The sequence below is a fragment of the Bacillus sp. NSP9.1 genome (genome assembly GCF_000465465.2).
GTDB lineage: Bacteria > Bacillota > Bacilli > Bacillales > Bacillaceae > Bacillus > Bacillus sonorensis_A.
In genome coordinates this window covers 2,433,476-2,450,095 of sequence record NZ_CP048273.1, presented here as the reverse complement: position 1 = coordinate 2,450,095, position 16,620 = coordinate 2,433,476, and the positions used below count along the sequence as shown (strand labels likewise).

Genomic DNA, 16,620 nt, shown 5'->3' with positions numbered 1-16,620 from the left:
CCTCCTCTTCTAAGCCCTGAAAGAAAAGGAAAGTTTACTTTTTGAAATCGGATAAAAAACCGACCAGTTTTGTGCCGACACCTACAAACGTTTCAAGAATCGCCTGTGCCCCGGCTACCGACAAAATCAAAATGAACGGAATGCTCGCTTTCGGCATCAGCATATAGCCGATTCCGATGATGATGGCGCACCAAATGCCGGCGCACCAATAGCAATTCAACAAATAGCCGAAGTTTGATTTCGGCACCTTTTTTGTGTCGACATGCCCCTGTTCATCGATCGTTTTCTTTTTCTTCATAAACGGTTTCCGGATGAACTCCGTGATTTTATCGAAGACAATCAAATGGGTCAGTCGGTAGCTGGCAAGGATCAGCATGATATACGTTAGCCAGGATATATCCTCCATCTTGGGCCTCCAAATCCGTAAGTTATCTATAGCTATTCCCGAATCCTCCCCGCTTCTATCCCGATTTTTTGAAAATGTGATATACATCACGATTTTCTCCTGGAAAACACGTTACATTGAACCTGTAACATCAATCTAGCTCCAGGAGGTTTTTTACGATGGACACAGTATTTGACCAAAACACCAAAACCGGCGAGATTGTCACCCGTTTTCCAAGGGCGAGCCGGATTCTGAAGGAATACCGCATCGATTTTTGCTGCGGAGGAAACCGCCCGATTGCAGAAGCGATTCAGGAACAAAACCTAAATGAAGAAGAGATCTTAACGAAAATCAACACCTTATACGAAGAGACAAAAGCTCTCAATGAACAAGAAACGAACTGGAGCGAAGCCCCTTATTCCCGGCTGATTGACTACGTGGTCCAGACCCATCATGCCTATCTGTACGACGTGCTGCCTGAGTTGTCGGGATTTGTTACAAAGGTATACCGCGTTCATGGGATCCATCATCCTGAGCTCGGCCGGGTTCATCAATTGTTCCATCAGCTGAAAGCTGAATTGGAGCACCATTTGATCCAGGAAGAAGAACAGATTTTCCCGAAAATCACCGCTTTCGAAGAGACAAACGATAAAGCCTATTTAACCGAGGCCGTCGAAGCGATCGACACCCTGGAACAAGAGCATGCATCATGCGGCAACATTTTAAAGGAACTGCGGAAAGTGACCAGCGACTATACACTTCCTGAAGGCGCGTGCACCACATACACACTGACTTACTTAAAGCTCGATGAATTGGAAACAGACCTTTTTCAGCACATTCATTTAGAAAATAACATTTTATTCCCTCGTTTAGCGGCCGAAGCCAAACGATAAGAAAAAAGACAGGGCATCCTGTCTTTTTTTCATTCTCTATACACGTGAAAAAGGACAGAGGATTTGATGATCCTCTGTCCTTTCTTTTTAATCCTCTGAGGCAATGTCTTTAACCGGCAGTTCTTCTCCTTCCCCATGTGTTGGTTTGCGGAGATGAAACAATGCTTTGACGCTGAAAACGACGAGCAGGACAATCCCGATTAAAAAGATGGTGTCGGGAACAGCCCGCCATGTCAATAGCCCCTGCACGGCATCCTGCTGCAAAAATGCGGACGCCCGTGAGCTCCAATAGCCGTCGCTAAATGCTTTTTTCAATTGGAGGAAACCGACGGGAAGCAGGCTGATAAAGACCATGCCGAACAGGCCAATGTTAAGCGTCCAGCAGGCGATTTTCAGCCATTTATCATTCCAGCGCTCAGGCTTGACGATATTGCGCAATGTGTACAGCCATACGGCAATCGCGAACATGCCGTAAACCCCCATCATCGCTCCGTGTCCATGGGCCGGTGTTAAAAACTGGCCGTGCTCAAAATAGCTGACGGCGGGCAGGTTGATCAAAAAGCCCAATACCCCCGCACCGACAAGATTCCAAATCGCGGTTGAAATCAAAAACCAGAATGTCGCTTTATACGGGAAGTGATGTCCTCCATCCCGCATCATTTTATATTGTTCATACGCTTCCAAAACAAGCAGGGTCAGCGGGATCACTTCCAGGCATGAGAAGACAGACCCGAGACCGATCCATACTTCTGATGATCCATTGTAATAGTAATGATGGCCGATGCCGATCACACCGCTGCCGAGCAGAAGTATCAGCTGAAAATAGAGCGCTCTTACGGTCGACTTTTTCGTCACCAAATTCATCTGCACCAACAAAAAGCCGATAACGACGACGGCGAAGACTTCAAAAATCCCTTCCACCCATAAATGGATGATCCACCAGCGCCAAAAATCGGACATGGTGATGCTTGTGCCCGGGTTGAACATAAAGGCGGCCCCGTAAAACAGCGGAATGGCGATGGCCGAATAAAACAGCAAATGAATCAAGCCGCCTTTATCAGATTCTCTTTTTAAACCGCGCTTAATGCCCCTGAAAACGATAAACAGCCAGATCAGCATGCCGAGCGCAAGAATGATCTGCCAAAAACGGCCGAGCTCGATATACTCCATTCCTTGATGGCCGAATAAGAACCAATTGTTCCCTAGATAGCCTTTTGCTCCGAGCCATTCACCGGCCATGCTTCCGCCGACAAGAACAATCAGCGCCCAAAACAGAATGTCGACAAACAAGCCTTGCCGCTTCGGCTCCCGGCCGCCGACAAGCGGAGCCACAAAAATGCCCATGCCAAGCCATGATGTCGCAATCCAAAAGATCGCCAGCTGCAGGTGGAATCCCTTTGATATGTTGAAAGGTAAAAGCTCTCTGATCCAATCGATGCCAAAGAAGCTGTCCGGCTCGATATAATAGTGGGCAAGTAATGCGCCGAGCATCGCCTGAACAAAAAACAGCACGGAAACGACGGCGAAATATTTCCCGGTTTTAACCTGTGACGCCGTAAGCGGCTGCTTTTCCAAATCAAAAACCGGAAACGCCCCTTCCTGATAAGCTTCCTTCATCCCAAGCTTATAACGGTAAAACACGAATAAAATGATGCCGATAAATAAAATGAGAATCGTGACGCTGGCGCCGCTCCACCAAACCGCGGCGAAAGACATCGTATTGCCGGCCTCTTCATCATACGGCCAGTTGTTCGTATACGTTATGTCATCGCCGGGCCTTAACGTGCTGGACAGCCAAGCCGTCCAAAAGATAAAATCGGAAACCTGTGTGATCTGGTCCTCACTGTCGATCCATGCTCTAGCATGACTCGGCATATGGCTTTCCTTGATCAGCCCGGGCTCAAGCCCCCAGCCGTCGCCTTCTGTGAACACTTTACGGTAATGGGCGCGGACCTGCTCTAAACCATAGACTTGCGCCTCTGTCAGCTGCAGCTTGTCGGAAGCTGAATCATAGCGGTTTTTTCTCATTTCGCGAATGACTTGATCACGGATCACGTTTTGTTTTTCTTCAGACAGCTGTTTAAAGCTCTTTCCGTACCGCTTCTCCGCCTTAAAATTCTGCATCCCTTCCGTATAGATTTTCAGCGCTTCTGCTGTATAATCAGGCCCCATGTATGATCCGTGCCCTAAAATCGTTCCGTAATCCATCAGCGCATATTTTTGAAAAACGGCCTGCCCGCCTTTGATGGACGATTTTGTCATCAGCACCTCTCCGTTTGGGGCTGATGTTTCAAGCGGTCTTGGCGCAAGGGTCTTGAATATCCAATAGCCCCCTAATAACAGCACCGAAAAACTCACAATCAGCGTAAACACGAGAACAGATTTCAAAAAGCCGTTCTTTGCCGTCTTCTTCTCGGGTACCGTCTCCCTTTGAATTTCCATGATGGTTCACTCCTTTCTCAATTTGCATGTCCTAAGATACTGGATATTGAGAGTACCGGTTGTGAACCAGATCACTTAAAAGATGGCAGATTTGTGAATTCAAAAAACCAGGCTCCCCTTATCAAAGGAAAGCCTGATGGTGCGGTGCGGCAAAGGCATACAACTAGAGCCTTTTCAGCCAATCTGAATCATGTATCAGAATCCCGCTTCTGTCGGCGGACAGCAGCTTTTTCTTTTTCATTTCATTCAATGTGCGGTTGATCGTTTCCCTTGATGTTCCGACCATATTGGCAAAATCCTGATTGGTGATCGGCAAATTGATATAGACGTCTTTTCCTTTTCGCACCCCGTGTTCAGCCGCTAACTTCTCTAAGGCGTGCATCAGCCGGTGCTGCACATCTTTGGAAATAAATCCTTGAATGCGTTCCTGCAGGTCAAGGATTTTTTTGCCCATCAGGTTCATAACCTTTATCGTCATCTCCGGATATGTCATGAGCAGATGATTAAAATCGTCAATCCGGATCACGATTAATTCGGTTTCCTGAACCGCTTCAGCCGTTGCCGGGTATGGGGAGCGGTCAAAAAAACCGACGTGCGGGAACATCTCTCCGCTTTGCAGAAGGGAAATGACTTGCTCATTGCCGTCTTCATCAATCTTATACGCTTTCACTAGCCCCGATTTGATGAAAAAAACGGCCTCCCGCTCTTCCCCTTCCATGAAAACAAACATTCTCGGCTGATATTTGCGCTTTGATGCGATCTGTTCAATCTGTTTGAACTCTTCGTCATTCAAATCGCTGAAAATCAGGAACTGCTTCAAAAATTCCATCGCAAACTTCAATCCCTTCAAATGACTGCCTTTAAGCCCCCTGTCAAAGGCGCCTTTCCAGTGCAAAAAGCTCCTCTTCTATCGCCGCCGCTTTTTCTTCCACGACCTTGCGACTGTCTTTTAACGCCTGATTGTAAAAGTAAGGACCAAGCTTTTCCTTGATAAATTCAAACGTCTGAATCGCCGCAATATCTCCGACGTCTTCTCCCCTCTCTTCAAGGTAAAAACGTTTGATCTCATTCATCATCGCCTGTTTTTCTTCCTGTGTCAGCTGTAAAAACACGCCTAGCACTCCTTTTTCTTTTCATGATAAACGAAAATGTTCATCAATGAACGACCTATTTTTGTGATTTTCTCATTTCTTTTGCCTGACCGCCTATTCAACACCATCTTATCATCTTGAACGTGTGATGTTGTTCACATTGTTTTTGAAAGACATTTTGTAAGATAAAAACATGCCAATGAAATATTTCATTTTTCTCTTTGAAAGGAGTATTCCCTAATGGTAAAACGTCAAAAAATGCAATTGCCGCTGCAGTCAATTAGTTTGGTGGCAGGATTTATGGTTTGGGTGTTGATTTCTTCCCTCATGCCTCACATTAAACAAGATATCGCTCTGACTGAAAGCCAAATCTCCCTCGTTACCGCGATCCCGGTCATCCTTGGATCCCTGCTCCGGGTTCCGCTTGGGTACTACACAAACAAATTTGGAGCAAGAATGACGTTTATGATCAGTTTTTTGCTGCTTCTATTCCCGATCTTTTGGATCAGCACTGCAGATTCTTTGTCCGATTTAATCATCGGCGGTTTTTTCCTTGGGATCAGCGGAGCGGTCTTCTCTATCGGTGTGACATCGCTGCCGAAGTATTATCCTAAAGAAAAACACGGTTTTGTAAACGGCATCTATGGTGCCGGAAACATCGGAACGGCGATTACCACATTTTCCGCTCCCGTGATCGCCAAAGCGATAGGATGGTCGAATACGGTCCGGATGTTTCTGATTTTAGTCGCCGCATTTGCCTTGCTGAACTTTTTATTTGGAGATCCAAAAGAAAAGCGGATCACCGTTTCTGTCAAGGATCAAATGAAGGCCGTCTACCGCAATCAAAAGCTTTGGTTTTTAAGCTTGTTTTACTTTATCACATTCGGTTCCTTTGTAGCTTTCACCGTCTATCTGCCGAACTTTCTTGTCAACAACTTCGGACTTGATCCCGTCGATTCGGGAATTAGAACCGCCGGCTTCATCGCCGTCGCCACTTTTCTCAGACCTGTCGGCGGCTGGCTTGCGGATAAGTTCAATCCGCTGAAACTCTTAATGTATGTATTCGCAGGATGCACATTATCAGGTGTTTTACTGGCCTTTTCTCCAGACCTGACGCTTTACGGTTTCGGTGTTTTGACCGTTGCCGTATGCGCGGGAATCGGCAATGGTGTCGTCTTTAAATTGGTCCCGTTCTACTTTCCGACAAACCAGGCGGGAATTGTCAATGGCATCGTCTCAGCGATGGGCGGTTTAGGAGGCTTTTTCCCGCCGCTCATCCTATCGAGCGTTTTTCAGGCGACAGGCCAGTATGCGATCGGCTTCATGGCGCTGTCTGAAGCGGCGCTTGCCAGCTTTGTGATTGTGGCATGGATGTACTTTCAGGACATGAGAAATTCGGCATCGAAAACAAACACAAACAATATATAAAAGCCGGAATATGAAGAACCTGAGACTATTGGTCTCAGGTTTTTTCAGGACTTTAGATTCACGTTCACAAGATTGTTATTTTTAAAAGGCTGAACGGGCTCAAGTTAACGTTACAATAGAACTGCAAAAGGGGTGACACTCAATGAACATGTCTATTCGAAAATCCGACACAGATTTGCTCTCAGCCGATCTGTATCATTTATTGGAATCGATCAGTACGAAAAGAAAAATCCGGCATGATACATTCCTTTTTCAAGAAGGCATGGATGCTGAAGAACTGTATCTCATTCAGTCAGGACTCGTCCAAATCGGTAAATTAACGTCTGACGGAAAAGAACTGACACTGAGAATGTGCAAAAAAAATGATATTGTCGGGGAGCTGACGCTTTTTTCTGATGAAGCGAAATATATGCTGAGCGCTAAAGTCCTCTTGGATGGAGAAGTATTGGTCATCAATAAAGAAAAGCTCGAAAAAGAACTGATTCAAAATGGTGCCTTAACCTTTGAATTCATGAAATGGATGAGCACTCATTTGCGAAAAATCCAATCCAAAATCCGCGACCTTCTTCTCAATGGCAAGAAAGGCGCGCTGTACTCCACCTTGATCCGCCTTGCGAACAGCTACGGCATCACGCGAAGCGACGGCATTCTCATCAACATCGTGCTGACAAATCAGGAGCTGGCGAAATTTTGTGCGGCCGCTAGAGAAAGCATCAACCGCATGCTGAGCGATCTTAGGAAAACCGGTGTCATTTCAATTGAAGATTCCGGAAAAATCGTCATCCACCAGCTCAACCATTTAAAGCGTGAAATCGACTGTGAAAACTGCCCTCTCGAAATATGTAACATCGACTAAAAACAGAGAATAAACAAGGACAGAGCAACGAATTGTCCTTGTTTTTATATTCTCAGCAAAAAGACGCTGACCACTGTCAAAAACACGCAGGCATTCACCAATTCAAAGATCCCGATTTTCTTCACCGACAGTTTCCGCCCGTAAAAAAGCCAAGCTCTGATGCTGCTCGGAATCAATCCGACAACAGCCCACCCGGCTCCAAACCCCAACGACAAAATCGGCAGGACCGTATGATAGCCCCAAGAATACCATTTAAACCGCTTGTTTTTCTTTTCGCGGATCATCGATTTGACGTAAAAGGCGCTGCCGGTGAAAAACAGGATCGATTGAATGAAAATGAACCATGCCCAGCCGTCCAGCATCCCGGCACCGATCCAATAGCTTGCTACTCCTCCCGCACTGAACACGCCGATCGCCGCGACATCATTCAACAGCGCCCTGTCGTTGTTTGTTTTCGCATAATAAAGATTGATGAGAAACAGCGGAAACAGAGAGACTCCCAAGAGCACGAGCCCCGGTTCCATCCATACGGCAATAACCAGAAACGAGACGGCCGGAATGCTGTAGACCCCCGCCCATTTTTGATAATAAGCAGTTTTCTTCTTTTTCACCATCATCGTCACAGGAAAAGCAGCCAGGTACAAAAACAGCCAACCGATAAACAGCGGTACATGCCGGCCATCCGCTCCGCCGCCAACCACACCGAGAATAAAAGGAACCGCAAGCATCGCCCAGGCGCCGTGCTGCTTCGGTATCAACACTTTCATCAGACATCCTCCCTTCTATTCCATTATAAAAAGTTTCACTCTATCACAAAGTGACATTTTGCATACAGAAGTGTGAATTATATCACTGCCATTTATAGCCTGTCACTCTATACTTGAGCTAACATATAGAAGGAGGATGTTCTATGGACCGGTTTGACTATTTATTATTCTTGAAAAATCTTCCGATGTTTTTCGGGGTGCCCCTCCCCATCGTCAAAAAACTGCTGAAAAACGGAAAGGTGATTGATATCGCCTCATCCCGCCCTTCCCGGTCGTTCCTTCATGCACAAGCCGTCTATTTTGTGTTAAAAGGAGAAGTTCAATTTTCGGACAGAAGGCTTCCGGAGGAAGCCCGCACCATCGCCGAATGGGAAAAGGGCGATGTTTTTCCCATCGACCAAAAGGGAGAGCCGTTTTTATCTCCGTTTATTTCGGTCAAAACCACCGCAGAAACCGCTGTTCTTGAAATTCCTTTTCATATATTCAAAAAAATGATGACCTACAATAAACAGCTGCAAGTGAACTTTCTCATTCTGCTTCAGCAAAATTTATTTTGTTCCTATCAGCTGTTTTTACGCTATCTCCATTCCTCTTCAGAAGGCGACGATTGAGAAGGGCGGCCCCCCTTCTCTTCTTTTTTTGAAATGTGATCTACTTAACTTTTTTTCTCCTCTATTTCCGCTACGCTACAGATGAATGCTCTTTAGGAAAGGACAGATCAACCATGATACATTGTGATTTTCAGAAAGCTCCGTTTATCGTCATCTGGGAACTGACAAGAGCTTGTGAGCTGAAGTGCCTTCATTGCCGGGCATCTGCGCAAAATATGCGGGATCCGCGGGAGCTCTCCCTTCAGGAAGGAAAAGAATTGATCGATCAAATCCATGCCATGAACAACCCTCTTTTGGTCCTGACCGGAGGCGACCCATTAATGAGAGAAGATGTTTTCGACATCATTGAGTATGCCGTCCAAAAAGGGGTCCGGATATCCATGACACCGAGCGCGACACCGAATGTCACGAAGGAAGCGATCAAAACCGCCAAAGATCTCGGCTTATCGCGCTGGGCTTTCAGCCTGGACGGACCGAACCGCGAGATCCATGATCATTTTAGGGGGACAGACGGATCTTTTGATTTAACGATGGACGCCATTCGGCACATCCATGCGTTCGGTTTGCCCCTGCAGATCAACACCGTCATTTCAACATATAACATCGATTATTTGGAGGAAATGGCACAGCTGATTGAAGGATTGGATTGCGTGCTGTGGAGCGTCTTTTTCCTTGTTCCGACCGGGCGCGCCAAACGGGAAGACATGATTTCTCCCGTCCAACACGAAAAAGCATTTTTGTGGCTCAGCCGCTTGGCCAAAGAAGCTCCTTTCGATATTAAAACAACAGCGGCTCAGCACTATAGACGGGTCGTGATTCAGCAAAAAATGCGTGAAGCGAAAGATCCCCACATGCAGATCCGCTACGAGCACGCTTTAGAAAAAGGCAAAATCGATGTGATCGGCGGCTTGGGACGCGCTCCTAAGGGCGTGAATGACGGAAATGGCTTTATGTTCATCTCCCATATCGGTGATGTGTATCCGAGCGGACTCCTGCCGGTTCAAGCCAGAAACGTCCGTGAGCAGCCGCTGGCCGATATTTATTGCGAGTCAGCGATCTTTAAAGATCTAAGAAATCCAGACATATTGAAAGGAAAATGCGGTGTCTGCGAATTCCGCCATGTTTGCGGAGGTTCTCGCTCACGGGCATATGCTCTGACAGGTGACTATTTGGAAAGCGACCCGAGCTGCATTTATATTCCGAAAGCATTGCGCTAATCTTTGTGATCTGCGTCACAATTTTCTCCGCCGCCCTGTATTATCGTAAAGACAGTGAGAGATCATCAATGTCAAAAGGATGTGATCCATTCTGAAGAAAACCATTGATCTGAATGAGTCTGTTTATGAACTTTGCACACAGCATCCTGAAATCAAAACCTTGATGAAGGCCGTCGGCTTTGAACATATCACAAAGCCGGGAATGCTTGAAACCGCCGGGCGCATCATGACAATACCTAAGGGCGCGCGGATGAAACAAATTGACCTGACGCTTGTCTTAGACAAATTAAAAGCGCACGGATTTGACCCCGTTTGGAAAGGAGACAAACAATGAGCGAATTCATCAACAACCGGGAAGAACATCGGGAAATGTCAAGCGAAAAAAAACAGCAGCTCAAAGACATCATCATTGACCTTCATAAAGGAAAATCTCTTGAAGTGGTAAAAGAGCGGTTTAAAAAAGCTTTCGGATCTGTCACTGCCGAGGAAATCGCCCAATTGGAGCAGGCGTTAATGAAGGAAGAAGGCATCAAGCCTGAAGAAATCCGGGAGCTCTGTTCCGTCCACGCTTCCGTTTTCAAAGGTTCGATTGACGATATTCACAAACCGGAGGCTGACAAAGAGCCGGGCCATCCTGTTCATACGTTTATAAAGGAAAATAAAGAACTCGATCTTCTGTTGAATTTTAAGATCCAGCTCCATCTCGATCGTTTTGAAAAGGAAGACAATCAGGAAAACATACACAAGCTGATCGGAGACTTACATTTGCTGGCCGATGTCGACAAACATTACAGCAGAAAAGAAAACCTCCTTTTCCCCTACTTAGAAAAGTACGGGATCAACGGGCCGAGTCAAGTGATGTGGGCTGTTGATGATTTCATCCGCAAAAGCATCAAAGAAGCCAAGCGCTTATTGGAACACTACACATCTGATAAAAAAGATGACGTCATTCGCGAGATCGGCTTTATCATCAATGAAGGCACAGAAATGATCTACAAAGAAGAGAATATTCTTCTGCCGATGGCCCTCCGGACATTGACCGAGGATGAATGGCTGAAAATCGCGGCGGAAAGCGATGAAATCGGCTACTGTCTGACAGCCCCCGAAGCCGTCTGGCAGCCTGAACGGCACCAGATCAACATAAATGAAGAAACAGCCAGCGGATATGTCAGACTTCCAACAGGTATTTTATCTGTAACACAGCTTGAACATATGCTGAATCACCTTCCTGTTGACCTCACCTTTATCGATAAAAACGATGTGGTCCGCTACTTTTCCCACGGAAAAGAACGGATTTTTGCAAGGACAAAAGCAGTGATCGGGCGCACCGTCCAAAACTGCCATCCACCGGCAAGCGTTCATATTGTCAACAAGCTTCTCGACGATTTTAAATCGGGCAAAAAAGATGTCGAAGATTTTTGGATCAAGTTTAAAGATAAATATGTTTTCATCCGTTACTTTGCCGTACGCGATGAAAACAACAACTACATCGGCACTTTGGAATTCACGCAAAACATCGCCCCGATCCAGGAGATAACCGGGGAAAAAAGAATTTTAGATACAGGCGAATGAAAACGGCGCCCCAGCCTGCTTTCTTTTTTTAAAGAAGCAGGCTTTTTTAATTCCTCAGTCCCCGCCCCATTTTCACAGGCCGTCCTGAAATTGTGACGAATTCGTGAAATGAAGCAACATTGTGACAAAGTTAACAAGGTGCCGCTTCTCCTCCGTATATAGTGAGGGTAGCAGCACCGACAAAGGAGTGAAACAGTCATGAAAAAAAAGAAAACAAGTCCACTTTTCAGGAGATTAAACTATTTCTCTCCTATAGAACATCATTCTGATCATCACAGCCAAACCACTTATGAAGACCGGGATTGGGAAAATGTATACAGAAATAGATGGCAGCATGATAAAGTGATCCGCTCCACCCACGGGGTGAACTGCACCGGATCCTGCAGCTGGAATATCTACGTTAAAAACGGCATTGTCACATGGGAAGGACAGCGCCTTGATTACCCATCGACAGGCCCTGATATGCCTGACTTTGAGCCTCGCGGCTGTCCGCGCGGAGCCAGCTTTTCCTGGTATATTTACAGTCCGCTCCGCGTCAAATATCCATATGTCCGCGGCGTGCTGATCCAAATGTGGCGCGAGGCGCTAAAAACTTACAAAAACCCGTTGGAAGCCTGGAAATCGATTGTCGAAAATCCTGAAAAAGCGAAAGCCTATAAACAGGCGCGCGGAAAAGGCGGCTTTGTCCGCGCCGAATGGAGCGAAGTCTTAAAGCTGATTTCCGCTTCCCTTCTATATACAGTCATGAAATACGGACCTGACCGCAATGTCGGATTCTCGCCGATACCAGCTATGTCCATGCTCAGCCATGCGGCAGGCTCTCGCTTTATGTCGCTGATCGGCGGCCCGATGCTGAGCTTCTATGACTGGTATGCCGACCTTCCCCCTGCTTCACCGCAGATTTGGGGAGATCAAACCGACGTTCCCGAAAGCAGCGACTGGTACAACTCCGGCTACATCATGACTTGGGGTTCCAACGTACCGCTGACAAGAACACCTGATGCACACTTTTTGGCCGAAGCCCGCTATAAAGGAGCAAAAGTGATTTCGATCAGCCCGGATTTCGCTGAGTCATCTAAGTTTTCCGATGATTGGCTGAGCATCAGACAAGGAACCGACGGAGCACTGGCCATGGCGATGGGCCATGTCATTCTGCAAGACTTTTATGTCAACCAGAAGACCGAACGTTTTATTGATTATGCAAAACAATATACCGATTTCCCGTTTTTGGTGACTTTGAAAGAGGAAAACGGAACGTTCACAGCAGGCCGCTTCCTCCATGCTAAAGATATCGGGCGTGCGACAGAGCATGATGAATGGAAGCCTGCCGTTTGGGACGAAGACACAGATGGATTTGCGATTCCGCAGGGCACGATGGGCTCCCGCTGGGACGGCCAAGGAAAATGGAACTTGCGCATGGTTGATGAGGATTCAGAAAAACCGATCACACCTCGGCTTTCCATGCTTGGACATGAAGATATGATCGGCACGGTCAACATTCCTTACTTCTCACATGAAGGCAATAAGGTGATCGAAAGACCGCTTCCGATCAAAAAAGTCATCCTGGACGGCGAGGAAGTCTTTGTTTCCACCGTTTTCGACCTGACTCTCGCCAACTATGGCGTCAACCGCGGAATCGGCGGACAGACCCCGGCATCATTTGATGATCCTGAACCATTTACACCGGCTTGGCAAGAGCCGATTACTGGCATTAAAAGTGAAATGGTGATCAAGATCGCAAGGGAATTCGCGCAAAATGCGATTGACACAGAGGGCCGCTCAATGATCATTGTCGGCGCCGGGATTAACCATTGGTTCAATTCAGACACCATTTACAGAGCTGTGCTGAACCTTGTGCTTCTCGTCGGAGCCCAAGGGGTTAACGGAGGCGGCTGGGCCCACTATGTCGGCCAGGAAAAACTCCGTCCGGCCGAAGGATGGCAGACGATCGCGATGGCCAAAGACTGGGGAGGCCCTGCCAAACTGCAAAACGGCACATCCTTCTTCTATTTCGCTACCGACCAGTGGCGCTATGAAGATCAGGAAATCAGCGGGCTCGCTTCCCCAATCGCAAAAACATCGCGCTACAAGCACCATGCTGATTACAATGTGCTGGCGGCAAGACTCGGCTGGCTTCCATCGTATCCGACGTTTGAGAAAAACGGCATCGACTTGTATAAAGAAGCAGAAAAAGCAGGCGCTGAAAACGCTCAGCAAGTCGGAAGCTATATTGCCAGACAGCTTGAAGAGAAAAAGCTCAAGTTTTCGATTGAAGATCCTGACAATGAAAAGAACTTCCCGAGAAACCTATTTGTCTGGAGAGCCAACTTAATCTCGAGCTCCGGCAAAGGTCATGAATATTTTCTGAAGCACTTGCTCGGTACGACAAACGGACTGATGAACGATGATCAGGACAGCATCCGTCCTGAAGAAATCAAATGGCGCGACGAAGCGCCTGAAGGCAAGCTCGACTTATTGATCAATCTCGACTTCAGGATGGCGGGTACCGCTCTGTACTCCGACATTGTGCTCCCTGCGGCCACCTGGTACGAAAAACACGATCTCAGCAGCACGGATATGCATCCGTTCATCCATCCGTTTAACCCGGCCATTTCAGCGCCGTGGGAATCAAAGTCTGACTGGGATATTTTCAAAGCATTAGCAAAAGCGGTTTCCGATCTGGCTGAAGAAGTTGACATGGAACCTGTCAAAGAGGCTGTTGCGACTCCTCTTCTCCATGACACTCCACAAGAAATGGCGCAGCCGCTCGGGAAAATCAAAGACTGGAGCAAAGATGACTGCCCTGCCGTTCCAGGGAAAACAATGCCGCAAATTCACGTCGTGGAACGGGATTACAAGCAGATTTACAATAAGATGACATCGCTCGGGCCGAATGTTGCCAAACAGCCGTTTGGTACGAAAGGTATGAACTGGTCTGTTGAAGCAGAATATGATTCTCTCAAAAAAACGCTCGGCGTCGTAAAAGAAGACACGATTGCCAAAGGCTGTCCTGACATCAGTGATGCAAGACAAGCTGCTGAAGCGGTATTGACCCTCTCTTCCACTTCAAACGGGAAAGTAGCCGTTAAAGCGTGGGAATCGCTTGAAAAAATAACGAATCTTGAGTTGAAAGATTTAGCTGAAGAACGGGAAGAGGAATGCTTCACATTTGAGCAAATTTCAGCTCAGCCGAAAACGGTGATCACCTCCCCTGCTTTCAGCGGTTCTGAAAAAGGCGGACGGCGCTATTCTCCGTTTACGACGAACGTTGAAAAACTGATTCCGTGGAGAACGCTGACCGGCAGACAGTCTTTTTACCTTGATCATGAAATGATGACAGAATTCGGGGAAAACATGGCGACATTCAAACCGATTCTGATCCACCGCCCTTTCGTAAATAAACGGCCTGAGCAAGAAGGGAAAGAAATCGTGTTGAACTATTTAACACCGCATAATAAATGGTCGGTGCACAGCATGTATTTTGATTCCCTGCCGATGCTCACCCTTTTCAGAGGCGGACCGACGGTCTGGATGAATAAAGACGATGCGGAAGAAACCGACATTCAGGACAACGACTGGATCGAGTGTTTTAACCGAAATGGAGTCGTCGTCGCACGGGCCGTGACATCACACCGGATTCCAAAAGGAATGGCGTTTATGCACCATGCCCAAGACCGGCATATCAACGTGCCGGGAACAAAGCTGACGAATAACCGCGGAGGAACCCATAACAGCCCGACCCGCATTCATGTCAAGCCGACGCAGATGATCGGAGGCTACGGACAGCTCAGCTACGGATTCAACTACTACGGGCCGACAGGAAATCAGCGCGACCTCAATGTCGTGATCAGAAAATTGAAGGAGGTCGATTGGCTTGAAGATTAAAGCGCAGATCGGGATGGTCATGAACCTTGACAAATGCATCGGCTGTCATACATGCAGCGTCACATGCAAAAACACTTGGACAAACCGTTCCGGAGCAGAATATATGTACTTCAACAACGTCGAAACAAAACCGGGCATCGGCTACCCGAAACAATGGGAGAACCAGGATAAATACCGAGGCGGCTGGGAGCTGAAAAAAGGCAAGCTGCAGCTCAAATCAGGCGCCAAAACAACACGGCTCATGAATTTATTCTACAACCCGTATCAGCCGACGATCGATGACTACTATGAACCTTGGAATTATGATTATGAAACACTGACAAACAGTCCGGAGAAAAAACACCAGCCTGTTGCACGGCCGAAGTCTTCCATTACGGGAGACTTCATGAACCTTGAATGGGGCCCGAACTGGGAAGATGACCTTGCCGGCGGCCACATTACAGGCCTCCAAGATCCAAACGTCAAAAAAATGGAAGAATCGATCAAGACTGAATTTGAAGACGTCTTTATGATGTATCTGCCAAGGATATGCGAACACTGCATCAATCCTTCCTGTGTCTCCTCCTGTCCGTCAGGCGCGATGTACAAACGCGAAGAAGACGGGATCGTTCTCGTCGATCAAAATGCATGCCGCTCATGGAGGCACTGTGTATCATCATGTCCTTATAAAAAAGTGTATTTCAACTGGCAGACAAACAAGGCGGAAAAATGCACATTGTGCTTCCCTCGTCTCGAAGCCGGACTGCCGACAATCTGCTCTGAGACATGTGTCGGCAGAATCCGCTATCTCGGTGTCATGCTTTATGACGCAGATAAAGTCGAGGAAGCAGCTTCAGCCGAAAATGAAAAAGATTTGTATCACTCACAGCTGGAGATTTTCCTGGATCCGAATGATCCTGCTGTCGCAGAAGAAGCAAAAGCCCAAGGCATTCCGCTGGAGTGGATCGAAGCCGCGCAAAAATCGCCAATCTACAAAATGATCATCGATTGGAAAATCGCCCTGCCGCTGCATCCGGAATACCGGACATTGCCGATGGTATGGTACATTCCTCCGCTCAGTCCGATTATGAATATGTTTGAAGGAAAAGGAACGGCCCAATCAGCTGAGGATATCTTCCCGGCCATTGATGAAATGCGGATTCCGATCGAATATTTGGCCAATCTGCTGACGGCCGGTGATACACACCATATTAGAACGACATTAAAGAAAATGTCTGTGATGCGTATGTACATGCGGGCGACCCAAACGAACAAACAGATCGATTCAGCTCTGATACAAGATACCGGATTGACTGAAGAACAGATTGAAGATATGTACCGTCTGCTTGCAATCGCCAAATACGATGACCGATTTGTCATTCCGCAAACCCATCGCGAAGAAGTCGCAGATCTGTACATGGAACAAGGAAGCTGCGGGTTATCATTTGCCGGAGGACCCGGTTCTTGCCAAACCCTATAAGACTGGAGTGAAGC

Annotated in this window: 14 protein-coding genes; 9 read left to right on the top strand and 5 right to left on the bottom strand. The window is 47.1% G+C overall.

Annotated features, from left to right (window positions below; genetic code table 11):
• Nucleotides 1-34: 34 nt before the first annotated feature.
• Nucleotides 35-406: a DUF1360 domain-containing protein gene (locus M654_RS12770; protein ID WP_026587277.1), complete on the bottom strand. Its 372-nt coding sequence runs from the start codon at nucleotides 404-406 to the stop codon at nucleotides 35-37.
• A 158-nt stretch (nucleotides 407-564) separates the two neighbouring features.
• On the opposite strand from M654_RS12770, the gene ric reads away from it, so the two are divergent.
• A complete protein-coding gene (gene ric, locus M654_RS12765; RefSeq protein WP_026587276.1) occupies nucleotides 565-1,278 on the top strand; it encodes an iron-sulfur cluster repair di-iron protein in 714 nt (237 codons plus the stop codon).
• An 87-nt stretch (nucleotides 1,279-1,365) separates the two neighbouring features.
• On the opposite strand, the gene M654_RS12760 is transcribed toward ric, so the two are convergent.
• The 3 genes from M654_RS12760 to M654_RS12750 all read right to left on the bottom strand — a co-directional run bounded on the left by M654_RS12760 (nucleotide 1,366) and on the right by M654_RS12750 (nucleotide 4,832).
• Complete coding sequence (locus tag M654_RS12760) at nucleotides 1,366-3,720, bottom strand: nitric-oxide reductase large subunit (RefSeq protein WP_026587275.1); 2,355 nt, start codon at nucleotides 3,718-3,720, stop codon at nucleotides 1,366-1,368.
• A 163-nt stretch (nucleotides 3,721-3,883) separates the two neighbouring features.
• A complete protein-coding gene (locus M654_RS12755; RefSeq protein WP_236251128.1) occupies nucleotides 3,884-4,615 on the bottom strand; it encodes a Crp/Fnr family transcriptional regulator in 732 nt (243 codons plus the stop codon).
• A complete protein-coding gene (locus tag M654_RS12750; protein ID WP_026587273.1) occupies nucleotides 4,593-4,832 on the bottom strand; it encodes a DUF2164 domain-containing protein in 240 nt (79 codons plus the stop codon). The genes M654_RS12755 and M654_RS12750 overlap by 23 nt, the downstream gene beginning before the upstream one ends.
• A gap of 219 nt (nucleotides 4,833-5,051) precedes the next feature.
• Here M654_RS12750 and M654_RS12745 point away from each other — a divergent pair, with 219 nt between their 5' ends.
• Together M654_RS12745 and M654_RS12740 are read left to right on the top strand one after the other, a co-directional pair.
• Nucleotides 5,052-6,239 carry a nitrate/nitrite transporter gene (locus M654_RS12745; RefSeq protein ID WP_026587272.1) on the top strand — a complete coding sequence of 396 codons (1,188 nt, stop codon included), beginning with the start codon at nucleotides 5,052-5,054 and terminating at the stop codon, nucleotides 6,237-6,239.
• Between the two features lie 142 nt (nucleotides 6,240-6,381).
• Nucleotides 6,382-7,095, top strand: coding sequence for a fumarate/nitrate reduction transcriptional regulator Fnr (locus M654_RS12740; RefSeq protein ID WP_026587271.1), 714 nt, complete (start codon nucleotides 6,382-6,384; stop codon nucleotides 7,093-7,095).
• 44 nt (nucleotides 7,096-7,139) lie between these two features.
• Here M654_RS12740 and M654_RS12735 read toward each other — a convergent pair whose 3' ends face one another.
• Nucleotides 7,140-7,862, bottom strand: coding sequence for a YwiC-like family protein (locus M654_RS12735; RefSeq protein WP_026587270.1), 723 nt, complete (start codon nucleotides 7,860-7,862; stop codon nucleotides 7,140-7,142).
• Between the two features lie 143 nt (nucleotides 7,863-8,005).
• On the opposite strand from M654_RS12735, the gene M654_RS12730 reads away from it, so the two are divergent.
• From M654_RS12730 to narH, 6 genes are all read left to right on the top strand, one after another.
• On the top strand, nucleotides 8,006-8,473 hold the full coding sequence (locus M654_RS12730) for a cyclic nucleotide-binding domain-containing protein (protein ID WP_026587269.1): 468 nt from the start codon (nucleotides 8,006-8,008) through the stop codon (nucleotides 8,471-8,473).
• Nucleotides 8,474-8,586: 113 nt separating this feature from the next.
• Nucleotides 8,587-9,690, top strand: coding sequence for a TIGR04053 family radical SAM/SPASM domain-containing protein (locus M654_RS12725; RefSeq protein ID WP_026587268.1), 1,104 nt, complete (start codon nucleotides 8,587-8,589; stop codon nucleotides 9,688-9,690).
• 91 nt (nucleotides 9,691-9,781) lie between these two features.
• The gene (locus tag M654_RS12720) at nucleotides 9,782-10,024 is read left to right on the top strand and encodes a DUF1858 domain-containing protein (RefSeq protein WP_026587267.1); all 243 of its coding nucleotides are present in this window, start codon (nucleotides 9,782-9,784) and stop codon (nucleotides 10,022-10,024) included.
• Nucleotides 10,021-11,262, top strand: a complete 1,242-nt coding sequence (locus M654_RS12715; RefSeq protein WP_026587266.1) for a DUF438 domain-containing protein — start codon at nucleotides 10,021-10,023, stop codon at nucleotides 11,260-11,262. Before M654_RS12720 ends, M654_RS12715 begins: the two co-directional genes overlap by 4 nt.
• 198 nt (nucleotides 11,263-11,460) lie before the next feature.
• Nucleotides 11,461-15,147, top strand: coding sequence for a nitrate reductase subunit alpha (locus M654_RS12710; protein ID WP_026587265.1), 3,687 nt, complete (start codon nucleotides 11,461-11,463; stop codon nucleotides 15,145-15,147).
• Entirely contained in the window at nucleotides 15,137-16,606 is a 1,470-nt protein-coding gene (narH, locus tag M654_RS12705; protein WP_026587264.1) for a nitrate reductase subunit beta, read from the top strand. Before M654_RS12710 ends, narH begins: the two co-directional genes overlap by 11 nt.
• The last annotated feature ends 14 nt before the right edge of the window (nucleotides 16,607-16,620 follow it).